The following is an 18,496-nucleotide window of genomic DNA, read 5'->3' as shown; positions in this document are numbered from 1 at the left end:
TCAGGCGGGGACCAGCACGAAATCGACCCTGAGGCTGGTGTCGGAGGCGCTTGGCATAATTGGCCGCAAGAACACGGTTTCGTACGCGCCATCGTCATACGCGAGATGGGCATGCGGCTGCCCGAAATTCGGAACGATCTGCGGCATTTCCAGCCGGAAGGCGCCGTTTGCATCCGTCAAGACGCTGCCGTGGTTGGCAGGTTCGCGTTCACCGCCCAGCGTCGTTGCCGCCCAGATCTGAATGCGTTGACCGCCAAGCGGTGCGCCATCACCGGCACGGCGTACTGTGCCCGACATGTCAAAGCCGGTGCCAAGTCGGTCTACCAGCGGTGCGTTGGGCCGGTAGTTGTTCGCGCCGCCGCGCATGGTCGATGTCGGAGCGATCGCGGTGTTCGCCGCCGCCTGCGACAGCCGTCCGGCAGGTATGGTGGACAGCGCGCCAAGACCGGCGATCGTCAAAAAGCGGCGGCGGTTGTAACAGGGTGTCTGCAACATTGTGTTCCTCTTCAGCGTTTCGCGGACAGATATTGTATGTCTGTATGGTAGAGGGGCGAGCGGTACGGGCAAGTCACCGCTGCGTGAACGCACTGAATTGGCAAACACCTGCGCATATTCGGTGCCCCGATTTCGCGTCGGTGAATGTGCATCCCCAGCCGCACCAGCGTAGGACAGGGCGGATGCATGCGACGCCCGGTCGTCGACAGGATCAGAACACCCTGGCCCGCGATGAATACCGCATAGTTGATTGTACCGTCGTCCAACCGCGCCGCGCACATCGGTTTCGGTTGTTTTATTAAGGGTATCGACTGTGCAGATGACGCGGATGCGGATGCGGATGCTCGTCCCGAAGTGTCGCAGGCACAGGTCGGAGCCGCCCGGCGTATAGGCGCGCTGCACGCCGCTGGCGGGCATCGCTGCGCGGCGAACTTCGATCCCGCATGATGAATATTGACCGACGAGTGCCTTGCGCCGCTGACCGCTTGACTTCACGCGCCGCACGCACAGAGTAGCGCCGGTATTTGTTTCGAGGATAACCTGATGCGCACCCCCCACGATGCCGAACTACAAGAGCGCCTGATGCGCTACGCCGCGATCGACACGCAAAGCGACGAGACCAGCCACAGCCAGCCGAGCACGGCCTGCCAACTGGATCTGAGCCGCTTGCTCGTCCAGGAGCTCAAGGACATGGGCGCGCAAGACGTGACGCTGACCGAATACGGTGTGGTGCTCGCCACGATCCCCGGCACTACGGAAGGGCCGGTGATGGGGTGGTGTGCGCATGTGGACACGGCACCGCAATTCAACGCGAGCGGCGTGAAGCCGGTGCTGCACGCGCGCTACAACGGGGGTGACATCAGTTTTGCCGATGCGCCCGGGCGGCGGCTGGGGCCCGACATTTCAACGCATCTCGCTGATTGCGTCGGCCATGACATCATTACAGCGTCGGGCATGACGCTTCTAGGTGGCGACGATAAGGCGGGTGTGGCAATCATCATGACTGCCGCGCGTCATCTGTTGCAAAATCAAGAGATCAAGCACGGCAGGATCCGCCTTGCTTTCACGCCGGATGAAGAAATCGGGCGCGGCGTCGACCCGCGCCTTCCCGCCGACATGGGCTGCGATTTCGCCTATACGTTTGACGGATCCAAACCCGGTGAAGTAGAACATGAGACGTTCTCCGCCGACCGCGCCATCGTGACCATCGAAGGTGTGTCGGTACATCCCGGCTTGGCCAAGGACAAGCTGGTCAATGCGATGCATCTTGCGGCCAAGGTCATAGATACGCTGCCGCAAGTGACACTGACGCCCGAGACGACGAGCGGGGCGCAGGGGTTCATCCATGCTACCGACATTTCGGGGGGTGCGGCGCGGGTGCGGATCGGGTTCATCGTCCGCGACTTCGAGCGCGCGGGGCTGGCCGACAAGGGCGCGCTGTTGACCCGTGTGTGCGAGACCATCGCGGCTACCGAGCCGCGCGCGCAGATCACCTGTGAAATCACGCCGCAGTACCGCAACATGCGCTATTGGCTGGAAGAGGACATGACACCGGTGCATTTGGCCCATGCGGCGGTGAACGATGTTGGTCTGGAGCCGGTCAGCATCCCGATCCGGGGTGGCACCGACGGATCGCGGCTGACGGAAATGGGGCTGCCATGCCCCAATATCTTTACGGGAATGCAGGAGATCCACGGGCCACTTGAATGGATATCGGTTCAGGATATGGGTAAGGCGTGCGAAGTTGCCCTGCGCTTGGCTCAGCGCGCGACAGGCGCGGTAGAATAGAGCGGCTGCGCCGCAAATCACTGCAGACGATGAAGGGCGCCGCCCTTCAAACATCCCGGGATATTTTCAACCAAAGGAAATAGGGCGCGTGTTGGCGATTGTGTCAGGGTATGGTTTGACCTAAGCAAAACACGAAATCTACACAAAGGAGCGCGCGCATGCGTTTGAGCCGTTATTTCCTGCCTGTACTGAAGGAAACCCCCTCAGAGGCGCAGATTGTCAGCCACCGCTACATGCTGCGAGCGGGTATGATCAAGCAGAACGCGGCAGGTATCTATTCATGGTTGCCGCTGGGCTTCCGGGTGCTGCGCAAGCTGGAGAATATCGTGCACGAGGAACAGATACGTGCGGGTCATATTCCGATGCTGATGCCGACGTTGCAATCGGCAGATTTGTGGCGTGAGAGTGGCCGCTATGATGCCTTCGGCGACGAGATGTTGCGGATTACGGATCGGCAAGGGCGCGACCTGATTTACGGCCCTACCAACGAAGAAATGGTCACCGACATCTTCCGCAGCCATGTGGGCAGTTACAAGGATCTGCCGCTGACGCTTTACCACATCCAGTGGAAATTCCGCGACGAGATGCGCCCGAGGTTCGGTGTGATGCGCGGTCGGGAATTTTTCATGAAGGACGGCTACACTTTCGATCTCACGAAGGAGGATGCGTTGCACGCGTATAACCGCCATTTGGTGAGTTACTTGCGGACCTACGAGCGGATGGGCCTTCAGGCGATCCCGATGCGGGCCGACAGTGGCGCGATGGGGGGGGATAACACGCACGAGTTCCTTGTTCTCGCTGAGACGGGCGAATCGGAAGTGTTCTATGACAGCGCCGTTACCGACTTGAGATTCGGTGACCGCGAGATCGACTATAACAGCCACAAAGATTGTGCGGCGATAATGGAGGAGTTCACTTCGAAATATGCGCGCACGGACGAGACGCACGACGCAGCCCTTTTCGATGCAGTGCCGGAAGAGCGCCGCCGCGTTGCCCGTGGCATTGAGGTAGGACAGATTTTCTATTTCGGGACCAAGTACTCCGAGGCGATGGGCGCCACTGTGCAGGGGCCGGACGGGAAAGTGACACCGGTCCATATGGGCAGCCATGGCATCGGCGTGAGCCGTCTTCTGGGGGCCATCATCGAGGCGAGCCACGATGACAGGGGCATCATCTGGCCCGAGGGTGTGACGCCGTTCCATTGCGGGATCATAAACCTCAAGCAGGGGGACACCCAAGCCGATGCGGCGTGCGACGCGCTTTATGACAGTTTGACGGCACTAGGCCTTGACCCGTTGTATGACGACCGGGACGAGCGGGCGGGGGGCAAGTTCGCCACCATGGATCTGATCGGGTTGCCATGGCGGATCACAGTGGGTCCGCGCGGGCTCAAGAACGGGATGGTCGAGCTGACCTCGCGCCGTACCGGTGAGAGCGAGGAGATGGAGCCGGCACAGGCCGTCGAGAAGATCGCGCAGATCTACAAGGGGCTGACGGTTCGCGGTATCTGATGCAATCATGCGGCGCGCGCGGGCTGGACCTGCGCGCGTTTTGTGCCATCCTGTGTCCCGTAGTTTCAACCGGGAGGCGATTATGAAGCCGATATTTCTGAGTGCCGCGTTCATTTTCATGGGCGTTGCCGCGTCCGCGCAGGGGGTAGAGCAGGGACGCAAGAACGCACCGCAGTTTAGGCCGGCGTGGCCTACCCAAACCCGCGCGCCAGCGCAGGATAGCGGTATCGAGTTCAAGGTGGATGTTCTGGCCGAAGGGCTTGAGACACCATGGGGCGTAGAGGTGCTGCCGGAGGGCGGCTACCTGGTGACCGAGCGCACCGGTGCGCTTCGAATGGTGCGGGATGGCACGGTCAGCGAACCGATCACCGGTGTGCCAGACGTTCTGGCCGAGGGGCAGGGTGGGCTTCTGGATGTGGCGCTTGCGCCGGATTTTGCACGCAGCCGCGTGATCTATTTGAGCTACGCCAAACCGATGGGGGGCGGCAGATCATCCACTGCGGCCGCGCGCGCGGTGCTCAGTCCGGACGCAACGACGCTCAGCGACGTCAGCGACATTTTCGTACAGCAGCCCCCCTCCCGCAACGCGATGCATTTCGGTTCCCGCGTCGTACCGCAGGATGGCTATGTATTCATCACCACAGGCGAACATTTTACCGAGCAAGACCGCCAGCTTGCGCAGGATGTGGGCACGACCTATGGCAAAGTGGTGCGGGTGTTGCCAAGGGGCGGGGCGGCTGCGGGAAACCCCTTTGACAATGAAGTCTGGACCCTGGGGCACCGGAATGTTCAGGGGGCGGATATACACCCAACGACCGGCGCACTCTGGACGCTGGAGCACGGCCCGCGCGGCGGCGATGAATTGAATGTACTTGAGAAGGGCGCGAACTATGGCTGGCCCGTCGTCAGCTACGGTGTGAATTACAGCGGTTCGCCCGTCGGATCGGGGGATGCGCGCGCGTCGGATTTCACCGAGCCGCGGTATTATTGGGATCCGGTCATCGCGCCGGGCGATTTTGCGTTCTACAACGGCAAGATGTTCCCCGGATGGCAGGGAGATATCATTGCATCCTCGCTTACTCCCGGGGGGCTTGTGCGGCTGCGCCTCAAAGGCGACAGAGCGGTCGCGGAGGAGCGGTTTTTTCCCGGCGAAATCCGTGCGCGCGATGTTGAAATCGACCGGGACGGCGCGATCCTGCTGCTCGACAACTCGGATGGTCGGTTGCTTCGCCTGACCCGGCAGTAGAGAAAACCTCGCCCGGTGCGGGTATGTGCGATCTTGCGGGCCGCGGCAAAAGCAGGCAGCAAGAGGATGGGTGCAAGAGGAGGAGCCATATGAACGCTGTGAGCGATAGCGATTGTCGGCACGGTTCGGGCCTTCGGTGCACTGTAGCGATCAAATACAGTGATACGTCGGGACCGATCCGGTGATTCTGCGCGCACTAACACTCGCAGGCGGTTTGGCGGGCGCAATTGCCGGGTCCCAGTTTCCCGAGTATTCGCAACAGTACATGCAGCGGCTCGGCGGTGCGGTCGATGCGCTGGGCGAGGTTGTCGCCGATTTCGATGCATCCGCCGCCGCTGCCAGCCTTAGCCGTGAGGATGCATTGGCGCAGATGACGGGCACCGCGTTTCTGTCCCGGCGCGGCGCGGATATGGCGCGCACGTTCGCGCGCTACGAACGCCTGAGCACGGATTTCGCCATCTTGCAGGGGCACGGTCCGTTCATGCGGGCCTACCATGCCGCTCGCTTTACCGATTCTGGCATCGCGCGGGCCGCGTGGCAGGCGTATCAACCGGCGGTACCTGTCAACTTTGCGGGGCTCATTTTTGCCTGTTTCGGTTTCGTAACGGCTACATTGGGTGTCGGACTACTGGTGCGCCTTGTCGCGTGGCCGCTACGCCGCGTTACCGCCCCTTGACCCTATGCGCGCGAACGATCAGGTTGCGCGAAACTTCCTGCAAGGACCGTCATGGCCAACAGAACAGCTCCCTTTGCCCCGTTCGAATGGATGATCGCGTGGCGCTACCTGCGGGCGCGCCGTGCCGAAGGTGGCGTCAGTGTCATGACCTGGATCAGTCTTATCGGGATTACGCTGGCGGTGTTCGCGCTCATTGCGACGCTGGCCGTGCGGGCGGGTTTTCGCGCTGAGTTCGTTGATACCATTCTGGGCGCCAATGCGCATGTCACCGTATACGAAATGGGGCGCATGCAGCCCAATGGCGCGATCGACCGATCCATTCGCGACTACGACACATTGCGGGCGACCATCGAGAATGTCGAAGGCGTCACGCGGGTGGCTCCGATCGTGCGCGGACAGGTGATGGCGTCTTTCGGCAGCGACAATGCAGGCGTGGAAATCTACGGCATCGCGCCCGACGACCTCTTGACCATTCCGCGCGTCGCGGATCCCGAAAATGCACAAGGCGATATCGGGCGGTTTTCCGAAGGCATCGCCATCGGATCGGGGGTGGCCCGCACTTTGGGCGCTCAGGTGGGGGACCGCATCAGGATCATATCACCCAACGGGGTCAAGACAGCCTTTGGCACCAGTCCTCGGGTGAACGGATACGAGATTACCTACATCTTTACCGCCGGGCGATACGACATCGACCGCACCCGCGCCTATCTTCCTCTGTCCGAGGCACAGTCGTTTTTCAATTCCGAAGGCGCGGTCAGCGAGCTGGAGGTCATGGTTGCGGAGCCAGACAACGTGTCCCGGCTCAGCGCCGATATTCTCGAGGCGGCGGGCGAGACGGCAATGGTCTGGACATGGCGCGAGGCGTCATCGGGCTTTCTGAATGCGCTTGATATCGAAGATAACGTGATGTTCGTGATCCTGTCGGTGCTGGTGCTGATCGCCGCGATGAACATCGTTTCGGGGCTGATTATGCTGGTCAAGAACAAGGGCCGTGATATCGGCATCCTGCGCACGATGGGTCTGACCGAGGGGTCGATCCTGCGTATATTCTTCATTTGCGGCGCGTTTACCGGATTGATCGGTACCTCGCTGGGGGTGATTTTGGGATGTCTGTTCGCGCTCTATGTCGATCAGGTGTTCGGTTTCGTCAACTGGATGGCGGGTGGCGATGCGTGGGACCCGTCGATCCGGGGGATTTACTTTCTTCCGGCCAAGCTGGAGCTGGCGGATGTGGGATCGGCGGTCGCTTTGTCACTGGGACTGTCCTTCGTCGTCACGATCTTTCCCGCGCGCCGTGCGGCACGGATGAACCCTGTCGAGGCGCTGCGATATGAGTGATGCAACACCGGTGTTGCGCCTTGGCGACATCACCAAGGGCTATAATCACGGAAAGCCGAACGAGGTCACGGTTCTGCGCGGCATCGACCTGGAATTGGCGCGCGGCGAGATCGTCGCGCTGGTGGCGCCCTCGGGGGCCGGCAAATCTACGTTGCTGCATATCGCGGGGCTGCTCGATACGCCCGATACGGGACGGGTCGAGATCGCGGGCAATGATCTAAGCGGACAGCGTGACCGGGCCCGCACGCAGGTGAGGCGCGCGGACGTGGGTTTTATCTATCAGTTCCACCACCTGTTGCCGGAGTTTTCCGCGCTTGAAAATATCGTGCTGCCGCAGTTGGCCAATGGTGTGCCGCGCCCGGACGCGGAGGCGCGCGCGAACCAGTTACTGGCGCAGGTAGGCGTCGCACCGCGCGCAGAGCACCGTCCCGCGGCCCTGTCGGGCGGAGAACAGCAGCGCGTCGCCTTTTGCCGCGCATTGGCCAACAGCCCGCAGGTGCTGCTTGCGGATGAGCCCACCGGCAACCTCGATCCCGAAACCTCGGAAAAAGTGTTCGCGACCTTGATGGAACTGGTGCGCGGCACCGGGCTTTCTGCCCTGATTGCGACCCACAACCTCGACCTCGCCGCGCGCATGGACCGGCGCGTCCGGCTGGAGCAAGGCAAGCTGATCCCGCTCTAGCGCGAAACGGGACGCGGCAGCGGCACAAGTGCTTCCAAGCCCTGCCGTATTTTCGAACTGGTCAAGGGCTGAGCAGCAATACCTGCACAGGCCCCGAACATGTCTTCTTTGATCATTATGCTTCTCGCATCCGCCCGGCCCGTCGATGGTCGGCTTCGTCGGAATGAAGAACGATTCCGCCTGAGACGCGCCGGAAGACGGAGATCAGATTGCCGAGGATCCGTTTGATCCCGTCGCGATGGTCGATGTCGCCAGCTTCATAGAAAACGCACGATGACGAGGGAGTGCTGGTACGATTGTCCAACGGCTTTGATATCCGGCTCGAAGGCGTGTCAAAGCCGCTGCCAGAGGACGCAGTAAGCGCATCCGGCGCGCAGGAAACCGACGCCTGACCCAAGCCAGCACGTCACGCCAGTTGCGTAAGCCAGACGCCGAACGCCATTACGGCGACCCCCGCCGCCCGCGTCAGGCTCAGCGGCGAGACCTGCGCGCCGAACAGGCCGAACTGGTCGATGAGGGCCGCCGAGACAAGCTGCCCCAACAGCACGAAAAAAACTGCGTTGCCGATCCCGAAACGCGGCGCGATGAACGTGATGCTGAGAATATAGAAGGCGACGAGCACACCGGCGAGAAACAGGTGCTTTGGCGCGCCGCCAAGCTGGGCGAACCCCTGTGGCGCGGTCACCAGCGCAACGACGAGTGCAACAGTCAGCGCGATCACGAACAGGATGGTCGCTGCCACCGCTGGCGATCCGATGCGTACGCCAAGTCGGGCATTGAGGGCCGCAAGGATCGGAATGCCGATCCCTGCCAGAACCATGATCAGAGCGTAATGTGCCATTGGGCCTCTCATGTGCAGATGTTGTCAAGATTGATACCGTCCCACGGCAAGCTCACGTCATGTGCGGGGCTTTGCGGTAATGGCGCTACCGGCATCACTTGGCTAACCAGCGCGTGCAGACGCTGGGTACGCCCTCCCTGCGGGTTGAGCGCACGGCAACAGACCATCTCCTCGACGATGGAGCCTTGCTGCTCGAACCCGAAATCGAGAAATTTTCTGTCCGTGAGATCAAACAGATACGGGTCGCCCCCCGGGCTATGCTCGAACGCCGCGCGCAGCGGCGAATAACCGGTGAGTTGTCGGTTCTGCCATTGCCAGACATGGGTCAACTCGTGGCTTAGCAGCATCGCTGCGACCAGACCGATCCGGTCCGGGTAGTCCGGCAGATAATCGTCGAGGTACCAGTCCTTGTCGAACAGCACCGTGTTGAACAGCGCCACGGCGGCAGGCTTGGTGGTGATAATCTTTTCTTCGGGCGGTTCAGGTGGAAGGATCAACTCCCGACAGGTCGTGCGCGGCCTTGGCTTGCGTCTGAACGTCACCGCACGGGTGGGTGCGCCATCGTGCAAGCGGACCTCGGCGTAATCGAGCGTATCTCCGTGAATATCGGCCGCAAACGACCGCTCCTGTGGCGTCAGGGGGCGACCGCAGGCAGCGAGGAGCAGCAGGAAAAAAAGGGCAAGGCGCATGGACGCATTAACGCGCTGCAGCGCGTCCTATACAAGCCCAAATCGGTCGTTGCTCCGGTGCAGGTGCCGGTGAGAAATGCGCCGAGACTGCGGTATTCTCTGTATTTGTCCACGTAACTTGACACAGATCAGCAACCGGTGCGGATTTTTGGCCAATGTGTGATGATGTCACGAGGACTTTGCCATGAAAACACTCTTTGCAACGGTCACGGCGCTGCTGCTTTTACCGGTCGCGGTGCGCGCCCAGGACCCCGAAGCGGGTGCCGCTCTCTACGCGCAACACTGCGCTGTGTGCCACGGTCTGGAGGGGCGCGGCAACGGCCCGCCGGCGCCCGCGCTGCTTTTGCAACCGCCGTCCCTGCGTGATCTTGCGCGGCGCCACGACGGCTTTCCCACACGTCGCGTGGTGATGCGCATCGACGGCAGCGACCCGTTGGTCAGCCACGGATCGCCCATGCCGGTCTACGGCGAGTTCTTCGCGGGCGATGAGACGGTCCTGAAGGTCGAAACCGGCCAGCCCATGATGACCAGCCGCGCGATTGTGGATCTGGTGGCGTATTTGCGGGAGGTGCAGGAGTAGGAGCGCATTAGATGATTGGGTTTGTTTAGGGTAGATTCTTTAGCGGTTTCACGCGTTGGATCAATTCATAGAATTTCGCAATAATTTGTCTAATAACTTTTCAGCGCTGATATAATCACCGTCTTCCGCCCCAAAAGTGTTTTGAACTGCATTGTTGTCTCTATAAAGAAAGTGTATCTGATCAATGCTGGTAGCGCTCTGCGGAAAATAGGCATAGTTTTCTTTAAAGATCATCTCGCTAACTTCTCGAGTAAGCTTTAGGCGACCGAAGCGCAGACTTTGGCAAGCCTCTTCCCGCGAATACAGGTTTTCAATACTTCTATTCAACCGAACGTGCGGACCGTCTAACGCGGTATCGCGAACCATTTTTGATACAGCGTCAAATCGATGAATGTCATAGTGCTCAATACTAATATTTGTTTGGTTGTATCTCGAAGACGGTGAGCCCATCTTTTCAAGCTTAGAAATGAATTGGCTAGTTTGCATTCGGTAGTTCCAGCGTTTCGATTTTCCGCATGGGTTTTGCTGCTCAAGCAAGAAGTTGAAACCAGAGGGCGCTTCGATCATTCTCGGAAAAGAGACGCCAGAGCATTGGTTAAGCTTAGAGAAATTTGATTTTAGGTTGTGTTTTCTTTCTGCGATTTCATAACGCAAAAGAAGTGCTGCTTTTAAGTACTTCTCCAACGCTTGACATGCTACCCACGGAAATTGTGAGTAAAGACGATTTAAGAACAGAAAGCGAGCTGTCACATAGTCTTCATCAGCTTTGTCAAAAAAACGTTGTACAACGAGACTGAAAAAGGCGTCCTTTCCTCTTTCGCTCAACTCCGTCTCATTGATGCCCATCAAACATCCAACTCCTCCACAAACCGCGCGTTGTCCTGAATGTACTGGAACCGCAACTCCGGTTTCTTCCCCATCAACCGCTCCACCAAATCGCCTGTCTCGCCCGGAATATCCTCGTCCACGGACACGCGGATGAGTTTGCGGGTTGCCGGGTCCATTGTGGTTTCCTTAAGGTCCTTCGCGTCCATCTCGCCCAGACCCTTGAAGCGTTGCACGTCGATCTTGCCCTTGCCGCCCAGACCCGTCTCCAGCAGGCGGTTCTTCTCGGCGTCGTCGGCCACATAGACGCGACGCGCACCCTGGGTCAGGCGGTAGAGCGGCGGGCAGGCGAGGTAGAGGTGGCCGTTGTCGATCATCGGGCGCATCTGTGTGAAGAAGAACGTCATCAGCAGCGCCGCGATATGCGCGCCGTCCACGTCCGCATCCGTCATGATGATGATCTTGTCATAGCGCAGATCGTCGAGGTTGAATTTGCTGCCCATGCCCACGCCGAGCGCCTCGCACAGATCGTTGATCTCGGCGTTGGTGTTGAGCTTGCCGGAGGCGGCGCCCAGCACGTTGAGGATCTTTCCCTTCAGCGGCAGCAGCGCCTGATTGACCCGGTTGCGCGCGCCCTTGCCGGAACCGCCCGCGCTGTCGCCCTCGACGATGAACAACTCCGTACCCTCGCGGGACTTCGAGGTGCAGTCGGTGAGCTTGCCCGGCAGGCGCAGTTTTTTCGTTGCTGTTTTCCGCGCGGTTTCCTTTTCCTGCCGACGGCGTAGGCGTTCCTCGGCCCGCAGCACCAGAAAATCAAGGATCGCACCGGCGGATTTCGTGTCCGCCGCCAGCCAGTTGTCAAAGTGGTCGCGCACGGCGTTCTCCACCATCCGCTGGGCGTCCACCGTGGCAAGACGGTCCTTGGTCTGGCCCACAAATTCCGGCTCGCGGATAAAGCAGGATACCAGCGCGCAGCCGCCGGTAATCAGGTCTTCGCGGGTGATCGTGCCGGCCTTCTTATTGCCGACCAACTCGCCATAGGCCTTGATGCCCTTGAGGATCGCGGACCAGAAACCGGCCTCGTGCGTGCCGCCTTCGGGGGTGGGGATGGTGTTGCAATAGGACTGGATGAAGCCGTCGCGCGAAGGCGTCCAGTTGATCGCCCATTCCACCTTGCCGGGCTGGCCGAACTTTTCCTTGAAATCGACAGAACCGCCAAACGGCGCTTCGGCGTAGGTCGACGCCTTGCTCAGTGTCTCGTTGAGGTAATCCGACAGACCACCGGGAAAGTGGAACGTGGCCTCGGGCGGTGTGTCGCCGTCGGTCAATGCGGTTTTCCAGCGGATTTCGACGCCCGAGAACAGATAGGCCTTGGAGCGCGCCATCGCGAACAGGCGCGCGGGGCGGAGTTTGAGGGCGCCGAATATCTCCGGATCGGGGTGGAAGGTGACGGACGTGCCGCGCCGATTGGGCGCCGCGCCGATTTTAGCCAGTGGCGCCTGCGGGATGCCGCGCGAGAACTCCATCGCATAAAGCTCGCGGTTGCGCGCGACCTCGACCCGCAGATGGTCCGACAGCGCGTTGACGACCGACGATCCGACCCCGTGCAAGCCGCCGGACGTCTCGTAGCTGTCGCCGGAGAACTTGCCGCCCGCATTCAGCGTGCAAAAGATGATCTCCAGCGCGGATTTGGCGGGGTCCTTGGGGTGCGGATCCGTCGGGATGCCGCGCCCGTTGTCGCGCACAGTGACATGGCCGTTTTCGTGCAACTCCACCTCGATCCAGGTGGCGTGGCCCGCTACAGCCTCATCCATCGAGTTGTCGACGATCTCGGCCACCATATGGTGCAGGGCACGGTCGTCCTTGCCGCCGATGTACATGCCGGGGCGCAGGCGGACGTGCTCCATATCCTCCAGAACCTGGATCGAGGAGGCATCGTATTCATTGCCGCTGGGCTGCGCACCGGAGAGGAGATCGGACATCTGGGGGGCCTGCTGTTTGTTGCTTTTCTAAGCGTTCGACTATGCCAGAGAGGATTGGGCGTTGGAAGGGCGGATAACGCGCGCGGCGGGGGCTTTTCTTTTCGCGCGGGTGCAACTACGCCACTGGAGGAGCTGTCGGAGGATGCCCCCATGACCCAGACACCGGATACCCGGCAAACCCTGCGCGACGTACCGGACTGGCGTTATATGTTGCAGGAGTACGACGAGCTCTATCGCTACTTGCCTGCGGGTGGCAGCGAAAAGATCGCCACTCATCAGCGCCGGGCCCGTGAGGCGATCGCGCGGCTGCTCAAGCAAAACGCCGAAGTCCGTCTGCAACCGCAGGCCCAAAAGCCGGTGACGGCGCATCTGCGGCGCGCGCTCGACGAAGGGCGGCAAGGGGCGCTGGCGCAAGCAGTGCGCGCGCTGGATGCGGTCGCACCCTACCTCAGCTGGCAATACGGCTATGACAAGGTGCCTAAAGGTCTGAAACAAAGCTATGCCTACGCCGAGCTTGCAGGTGCGCAGGGGGCCGGTGATCAGCGATGAGATCATACTGGGCGTCGTGCTGTTCGCACCGGGCTGCACCTATCCCGCTCATGCTCACAAGGCCATCACCGAAAGCTACGTCTGCCTGTCGGGCGCAGTGTCGGAAAATCATCAGGGCGTGTACGTTCCCGGCTCGATGATATTCAATCCGCCCGATCACCTGCACCGCATCACCGTAGGCAAGCAGGAGCCTGCCTTGCTGGCCTATGCGTGGTTGGGCGAGAAGGATGTTCTGCACAATCAGAAGATGGTGTTCACGCGCACGCGCAAATAGCGTCAGGACCTAAAGCCAGTTCAGAATCGCATCCGCCACCTCGCGCGGTTTCTGGTGGTGCAGCCAGTGATCCACATCCGCAATCTCGATGCGGGTGAGATCGGGCGCGTAGTCTTGCAGACCTTCGGTCGTGCAGGGCAACAGGGCCGTATCGGCAGTACCCCAGATCAGAAGATGCGGACAGCCCACCTGAAACCGTGCGGGATCGAACGATGGTGCGTCGTCGATCGCCTCGCCCGGACCGCCGAGTTTCAGCGGCGACGCGCGGTACCAATTGATCATACCGCGCAGCCCGGCGGCATCGCGCCACGCGCCCTTGTACCCCGCCAGCGTGTCGCCCTTGAGCCAGCTCATGTCCATGTGGGATGAAAACAGCCCCATCAGCTTGGCGAAATCATCGGCGGCAAGGATGTCCTCGGACCCTTCGCGCCGCAGGAAATGGATGTATTGCGAGGCATCCGTCTGCGCGCTGCCCTTGGCCAGTTCGCGCTGGAACGGGGCGGGATGGACACCGTTCATGATGATCAGTTTTGACACCAGATCGGGCCGCCCGATGGCAAGCGCGTAGGCCACCGACGCGCCCCAGTCGTGGCCAAGGACGATCACAGGCGCGTCTCCGATCAGCGCCACCATATCCGACACCAACCGGCCTGTCTTGTACTGGTCGATCTCTGCCGGTCGCCAGCTTTGGCCATAGCCGCGTTGGTCGGGCGCGACGCAATGGAACCGGTCAGCCAGCAGCGGGGCAAGGTCTGACCACGCGCCGGAATATTCCGGAAAACCGTGCAGCATCAGGATCTTCGGCGCCGCTGGATCCCCCCAGTGACGGACGAAGAACGCCTCGCCGTTCAGTGTGACAGTTTCTGTCCAGTGTGAAGTCATGTGCGTATTTTCCTCCGATAAATCATATGCCAAGGCTTTCCAGCCGCAGTCCTTGCGCGGTGCCGTCCGAAAACCCCTCCATTTTTGTACCGTCCAGATACCTGCGCAGGCGGGTATCGCCGCGCAGATGCACGCCGAAAAACGCGGCGGCAAAATGCTGGGCGATGTTGTTCATTACGACGGAATCCCAAACCGGATCGGCATGGTGCAGATATGGCGGCCAGCCAAGCGTGTCGGACTGCGTCCAGCTTTCTTCCGGCGCGGGGTAGGGGGCCGCGGCGTTGTGGCCCCCGTTGATCATGCTCAGAAGGTGGCGTTCGACGCCCGTGATGCCTTCGAATATTTCGCGCATTGCGGCATACCCCGACACGTCGTCCGCGGTTCCGGCGATGATCAGCGCAGGCACTCGCAGCCCCGCCAGCCCTGCCGCGTCCCACATGCCGTACAGGCCGCCCCACGGCCCGATGGGCAGGATCGCCTTGATCCGCTGGTCCATTGACGATGCGAGGCTGTCCGATCCGGCAAGGTAGCGGTCCAGCAGCCGCTCGGGCGGTGCGCGCGCGAAATCGGGTGCGGCGGGGGCGAGACCCGCGCCGCCGCTGATCAGCGCGCCGTAGCCGCCCATGGAATAGCCGATGATGCCGGTCCGGTCCGCGTCGATCATATCGCCTAGATCGCCGTCCAGCTTTGCCATCGCGTCGACCACACCGATCTGATCCAGCGGGCGGTGCAGCAGGGTCAGCCCAAAGCTGTCCTGGGCTTCATAGGTGCTGCCGGCGTGATCGGGGGCGGTCACCACATAGCCTTTCGCGGCGAGGCTCTCCGCGAGATGCACCAGAAGATAGCGGTTTCCGGGATAGCCGTGGCTGATGATGATCAACGGGGCGTGAATGTCGTGTGCTGGTGCAGCATCGCGCACGGCCTGTCCGGCGAGCGTCACGCGCCGCACGCCATCGCGCAATAGCGTGTCGTAGGTGCCGCCGGGCGCCGTGTCCGCCGCCGCCGGATACCAGATCTCTACCGTAAGCGGACGTGTCGCGCCGGCGGGGGCGGGCGCATGAACGTCCGGCTGGTCCTGCAGTATGATCTGGTGGGTGCGGACGCCAACGGGATAGGGTCCGCGCAGGGCCAGCGCGGGGGCATAGGGGCCGATCCTGTCGATGCGTGTGCGGGTCATGCGAACATCTCCATCGCGGAGGCGGGGGGGCACAGCCATTGCAGCAGCCCTGGCTTGAGAAATTCCGTGAACGGGCAGTGCGCCTGGTCTGCGCGCTTTGCCAGAGAGGTGAGTTTGGCATGACGTAAGGATGACGGAACGGGTTGCAGTCCAAGACGGTGCGGCAGCGCGCCCCGAAAGATGCCGATCCTTTGCCCTGCCTTATTCCCGGCGATCTGCACAAGCGGATCTTCATGGCGCAACGCCCGGCGCGCGGACACAGGAACAGTCTTTGTCGCAAGTGCGGGCAGGATGCGCGACCGGCAATCCTCGCGCACCTGCGCGCCAGTGCCGAAACCACCGATGCCCGTCCGAACCTGCAATTCCGCCGTCGCGAAACAGCCGGCGGGCACATTTGGGAGTTTTTGCGCCATGAGCACCTTTTTGCACGGTGGCACGAGGCGCTGACCGATATCGACCGCGCGGTGGAGCAAACCCATCGGAGAATCGCTCGTAGCCGGTGCGACTGTGACTTGCGGCCCCGCGTCGAAGAGGGTGCGCAAATCTGGCGGAAGCGCCCGCGCCGCGCCAGTGAGGCTGCGTGTGCGCATCACCGCGACAAGCGCTCGGATCAGCGCAAGGATGATCGTTGGATCCGGCATACACAAAAATGTTAGGCGGACCGCAGTGTTTATACAATCGGCATTGCGCGCGGCCTCGCGCAGACCGAGACCAAATCCCACCGGACGGGGAGATCGCGCCATGCTATGTTTCCGCTCACTCCTGTACTGCGCGCCGGAGGGCGCAAATGGCACTCCCGTCCTTATCGCCTGTGCAGCGACAGGGTCTGGATGGCTGGTTGTTGCCGACGGAAGGCGCTGACCGGGCACAGTTGTTTTGCCTCATTAACATCCGGCGCTGAGGATATTTCGCGGCTGGCGCTGGTCTTGGGCGTCTATATCCGGGCGACCGGTCGGTGAGATGTGGATTGATGCGCGCCGGGCCAGTGTTTGTAATCGGTGTAATTTCACGGCTTCCTGCGGCGCTGCAATCGGCATAAGGGTAGCGCCATGCAGAAATTCATGTCCTTTCCGGCCCACGCCAAGGCCCTCGCCGTTCTGGGCCTGCCGCTGATTGGCGGGCACCTCGCGCAGATGGCGATCGGTGTCACCGATACCGTCATGCTGGGCTGGTACGGTGTCGAGGCGCTGGCGGCGGTCACGCTTGCCTCGACCTACTTCTTCGTCCTGTTCATTTTCGGATCAGGGTTCGCCTGGGCGGTGATGCCGATGGTCGCGACCTATCACGCAGAGGCGGACGAAGTCTCGATCCGCCGCGCCACGCGCATGGGGCTGTGGCTTAGCCTTGGCTTTGCATTGCTGGTGCTGCCATTGATGATCTACGCTGCGCCGATCCTGCGGCTGATGGGACAACAGGACGCGGTGGTGCGCGATGCTGCGGATTATCTCGCCGTGGCAGGCTGGGGCATCCTGCCCGCGCTTTTCGTGATGGTGCTCAAAAGCTATCTGGCCGCGCTGGAGCGCACGCAGGTGGTACTGTGGATCACGGTACTGGCGGCGGTGACCAATGCGCTGGTGAACTATGCCCTGATCTTCGGCAACTGGGGCGCGCCGGAACTGGGCGTCGTCGGTGCGGCGGTTGCGTCCCTGAGCACGCAGATCGTCTCGTTGCTGGGGGTGGTCGTCTACGTTCGGCTGGTACTACCCCAACATGATCTGTTCCGCCGTCTTTGGCGCGCGGATTGGGACATGCTGGCGCAGGTGTTCCGGCTGGGCTGGCCGATCTCCATCACGTCGCTCTCCGAAGTGGGGTTGTTCGCGGCGTCGGCGGTTATGATGGGCTGGCTCGGCACCGTACCGCTCGCCGCACACGGGATCGCTGTGCAGCTCACCTCGATCACATTCATGGTGCATCTGGGGCTCAGCAATGCGGCCACGGTACGCGCGGGGAATGCTTATGGCCGCCGCGACCCGTCGCATCTCGCGCGCGGAGCCTGGGTGGTGACGGTGATGTCACTGGTCTTTTCCGCTGTGACGGTGGCGGTATTCGTCCTGTTTCCCGATGTGCTCATCGGTATCTTTGTGCTCGAAGAAGAGACGGCCAAGGCGCAGATCCTGCAAATTGGGGTTGGCATCCTGTTCATGGCTGGACTGTTCCAGCTGGTCGACGGGCTTCAGGCGATCGCGCTGGGCGTGCTGCGCGGGGTCCAGGACACCCGCATGCCGATGATCTACGCCGCCGTCAGCTATTGGGGGGTTGGTGTACCGTGCTCGTACCTTTTGGGGTTCACGCTGGGATGGCAGGGCATTGGCGTCTGGGCCGGTATGGGAATGGGTCTGGGCTTTGCGGCAATATTGTTGAGCTTGCGGTTCTGGCGCTCGGTCTTGCCGCGCGTACGTGTGCTTGCGCCGGGATGAACTTGCACCGGGATGGACCGGTCAACCCTTTGTCAGCTGGTCCGACTTGCGCCGCACCAGCGCGCTGCGCAGATCATGCATCGCCAGCAATAGATTGTCGGTAACGGCATCAAGCTGTGCGTCGGTGGCCTTGGACTGTACCCAGTGGGCGGTCAGGTTCAGATAGTCGACCGCGCGGTGGATGTCATCAATGTCGCGGTGCGAAAGGATGCGTCCGCGCTCTCTCATCCAGTCCTTGATCGCAGCAATATCCGCCTCCGACAGAGTGCGGTCGCCGTGCGGCTTGATCTCGCCGTTGCGCATGTTCAGAACGGCGATCTGATCCATCTCGATCCGTCGCTGGCGGTTTTCGGTGTCCAGCCGAAAGACAAAAGCCCCGTTCTCGCGGACCCGGAAATAATATTTCGGAAGATCGCTTGCCATTGCCCGAACCCCTGTACCGTCTCAATCCACCGACCCCGTCCGGGCCGACCTGTTTCGCAGCGCCGGAACCGGCGCAGTATTTGGCGAAAACGTATAGCTTTCCGCCGGTTCCGTCGCAAGA

The 18,496-nt window shown here is 61.4% G+C and carries 19 protein-coding genes; 10 read left to right on the top strand and 9 right to left on the bottom strand.

Translation table 11 applies throughout. The features are described from left to right. Nucleotides 1-495, bottom strand: coding sequence for a twin-arginine translocation pathway signal (locus Q1A06_RS07850; protein WP_299561207.1), 495 nt, complete (start codon nucleotides 493-495; stop codon nucleotides 1-3). Between the two features lie 543 nt (nucleotides 496-1,038). Between Q1A06_RS07850 and pepT the strand changes: the two genes are divergently transcribed. The 6 genes from pepT (at nucleotide 1,039) to Q1A06_RS07820 (ending at nucleotide 7,736) form a co-directional block, all read left to right on the top strand. Beyond that, complete coding sequence (pepT, locus tag Q1A06_RS07845; RefSeq protein WP_299561204.1) at nucleotides 1,039-2,283, top strand: peptidase T; 1,245 nt, start codon at nucleotides 1,039-1,041, stop codon at nucleotides 2,281-2,283. Nucleotides 2,284-2,441: 158 nt separating this feature from the next. Beyond that, complete coding sequence (gene proS, locus Q1A06_RS07840; RefSeq protein WP_299561201.1) at nucleotides 2,442-3,794, top strand: proline--tRNA ligase; 1,353 nt, start codon at nucleotides 2,442-2,444, stop codon at nucleotides 3,792-3,794. Between the two features lie 82 nt (nucleotides 3,795-3,876). Next, nucleotides 3,877-5,040 (top strand): PQQ-dependent sugar dehydrogenase, encoded by a 1,164-nt coding sequence (locus Q1A06_RS07835; protein ID WP_299561198.1) that lies wholly within the window; start codon nucleotides 3,877-3,879, stop codon nucleotides 5,038-5,040. 181 nt (nucleotides 5,041-5,221) lie between these two features. Next, complete coding sequence (locus tag Q1A06_RS07830; protein WP_299561194.1) at nucleotides 5,222-5,716, top strand: DUF2937 family protein; 495 nt, start codon at nucleotides 5,222-5,224, stop codon at nucleotides 5,714-5,716. A gap of 51 nt (nucleotides 5,717-5,767) precedes the next feature. After that, nucleotides 5,768-7,054, top strand: coding sequence for a lipoprotein-releasing ABC transporter permease subunit (locus Q1A06_RS07825; protein ID WP_299561191.1), 1,287 nt, complete (start codon nucleotides 5,768-5,770; stop codon nucleotides 7,052-7,054). Next, nucleotides 7,047-7,736, top strand: coding sequence for an ABC transporter ATP-binding protein (locus tag Q1A06_RS07820; RefSeq protein ID WP_299561188.1), 690 nt, complete (start codon nucleotides 7,047-7,049; stop codon nucleotides 7,734-7,736). The genes Q1A06_RS07825 and Q1A06_RS07820 overlap by 8 nt, the downstream gene beginning before the upstream one ends. 406 nt (nucleotides 7,737-8,142) lie before the next feature. Here the strand turns inward: Q1A06_RS07820 and Q1A06_RS07815 are convergent, their stop codons facing one another. Together Q1A06_RS07815 and Q1A06_RS07810 are read right to left on the bottom strand one after the other, a co-directional pair. Beyond that, nucleotides 8,143-8,577, bottom strand: a complete 435-nt coding sequence (locus Q1A06_RS07815; RefSeq protein WP_299561185.1) for a DMT family transporter — start codon at nucleotides 8,575-8,577, stop codon at nucleotides 8,143-8,145. An 8-nt stretch (nucleotides 8,578-8,585) separates the two neighbouring features. Then, nucleotides 8,586-9,266, bottom strand: coding sequence for a hypothetical protein (locus Q1A06_RS07810; RefSeq protein WP_299561183.1), 681 nt, complete (start codon nucleotides 9,264-9,266; stop codon nucleotides 8,586-8,588). Nucleotides 9,267-9,450: 184 nt separating this feature from the next. Between Q1A06_RS07810 and Q1A06_RS07805 the strand changes: the two genes are divergently transcribed. After that, nucleotides 9,451-9,846 (top strand): c-type cytochrome, encoded by a 396-nt coding sequence (locus Q1A06_RS07805; protein ID WP_299561181.1) that lies wholly within the window; start codon nucleotides 9,451-9,453, stop codon nucleotides 9,844-9,846. A gap of 60 nt (nucleotides 9,847-9,906) precedes the next feature. Here the strand turns inward: Q1A06_RS07805 and Q1A06_RS07800 are convergent, their stop codons facing one another. Both Q1A06_RS07800 and Q1A06_RS07795 read right to left on the bottom strand, forming a co-directional pair. Further along, nucleotides 9,907-10,692, bottom strand: a complete 786-nt coding sequence (locus Q1A06_RS07800) for a HEPN domain-containing protein (RefSeq protein ID WP_299561178.1) — start codon at nucleotides 10,690-10,692, stop codon at nucleotides 9,907-9,909. Further along, the gene (locus tag Q1A06_RS07795; RefSeq protein WP_299561176.1) at nucleotides 10,692-12,653 is read right to left on the bottom strand and encodes a DNA topoisomerase IV subunit B; all 1,962 of its coding nucleotides are present in this window, start codon (nucleotides 12,651-12,653) and stop codon (nucleotides 10,692-10,694) included. Before Q1A06_RS07795 ends, Q1A06_RS07800 begins: the two co-directional genes overlap by 1 nt. 150 nt (nucleotides 12,654-12,803) lie before the next feature. Between Q1A06_RS07795 and Q1A06_RS07790 the strand changes: the two genes are divergently transcribed. Continuing rightward, complete coding sequence (locus Q1A06_RS07790; protein WP_299561173.1) at nucleotides 12,804-13,202, top strand: dimethylsulfonioproprionate lyase family protein; 399 nt, start codon at nucleotides 12,804-12,806, stop codon at nucleotides 13,200-13,202. Next, nucleotides 13,153-13,476 (top strand): dimethylsulfonioproprionate lyase family protein, encoded by a 324-nt coding sequence (locus tag Q1A06_RS07785; protein ID WP_299561171.1) that lies wholly within the window; start codon nucleotides 13,153-13,155, stop codon nucleotides 13,474-13,476. Before Q1A06_RS07790 ends, Q1A06_RS07785 begins: the two co-directional genes overlap by 50 nt. Before the next feature lie 9 nt (nucleotides 13,477-13,485). On the opposite strand, the gene Q1A06_RS07780 is transcribed toward Q1A06_RS07785, so the two are convergent. The 3 genes from Q1A06_RS07780 to Q1A06_RS07770 are packed head-to-tail and all read right to left on the bottom strand — an operon-like array spanning nucleotide 13,486 to nucleotide 16,176. Then, nucleotides 13,486-14,358 (bottom strand): alpha/beta fold hydrolase, encoded by an 873-nt coding sequence (locus Q1A06_RS07780; RefSeq protein WP_299561169.1) that lies wholly within the window; start codon nucleotides 14,356-14,358, stop codon nucleotides 13,486-13,488. A 22-nt stretch (nucleotides 14,359-14,380) separates the two neighbouring features. Then, nucleotides 14,381-15,535: an alpha/beta fold hydrolase gene (locus Q1A06_RS07775; protein WP_299561167.1), complete on the bottom strand. Its 1,155-nt coding sequence runs from the start codon at nucleotides 15,533-15,535 to the stop codon at nucleotides 14,381-14,383. After that, on the bottom strand, nucleotides 15,532-16,176 hold the full coding sequence (locus Q1A06_RS07770) for a hypothetical protein (protein WP_299561165.1): 645 nt from the start codon (nucleotides 16,174-16,176) through the stop codon (nucleotides 15,532-15,534). Before Q1A06_RS07770 ends, Q1A06_RS07775 begins: the two co-directional genes overlap by 4 nt. Before the next feature lie 408 nt (nucleotides 16,177-16,584). On the opposite strand from Q1A06_RS07770, the gene Q1A06_RS07765 reads away from it, so the two are divergent. Continuing rightward, nucleotides 16,585-17,952 carry an MATE family efflux transporter gene (locus Q1A06_RS07765; protein ID WP_299561164.1) on the top strand — a complete coding sequence of 456 codons (1,368 nt, stop codon included), beginning with the start codon at nucleotides 16,585-16,587 and terminating at the stop codon, nucleotides 17,950-17,952. Nucleotides 17,953-17,973: 21 nt separating this feature from the next. Here the strand turns inward: Q1A06_RS07765 and Q1A06_RS07760 are convergent, their stop codons facing one another. Further along, nucleotides 17,974-18,375 carry a hypothetical protein gene (locus Q1A06_RS07760; RefSeq protein ID WP_299561161.1) on the bottom strand — a complete coding sequence of 134 codons (402 nt, stop codon included), beginning with the start codon at nucleotides 18,373-18,375 and terminating at the stop codon, nucleotides 17,974-17,976. Nucleotides 18,376-18,496 lie beyond the last annotated feature (121 nt).

The sequence above is a fragment of the uncultured Sulfitobacter sp. genome, from assembly GCF_947497275.1.
Classification (GTDB): domain Bacteria; phylum Pseudomonadota; class Alphaproteobacteria; order Rhodobacterales; family Rhodobacteraceae; genus Sulfitobacter.
Note: the sequence above shows the minus strand (reverse complement) of the source record. Positions and strands in the feature narration are given on the sequence as shown.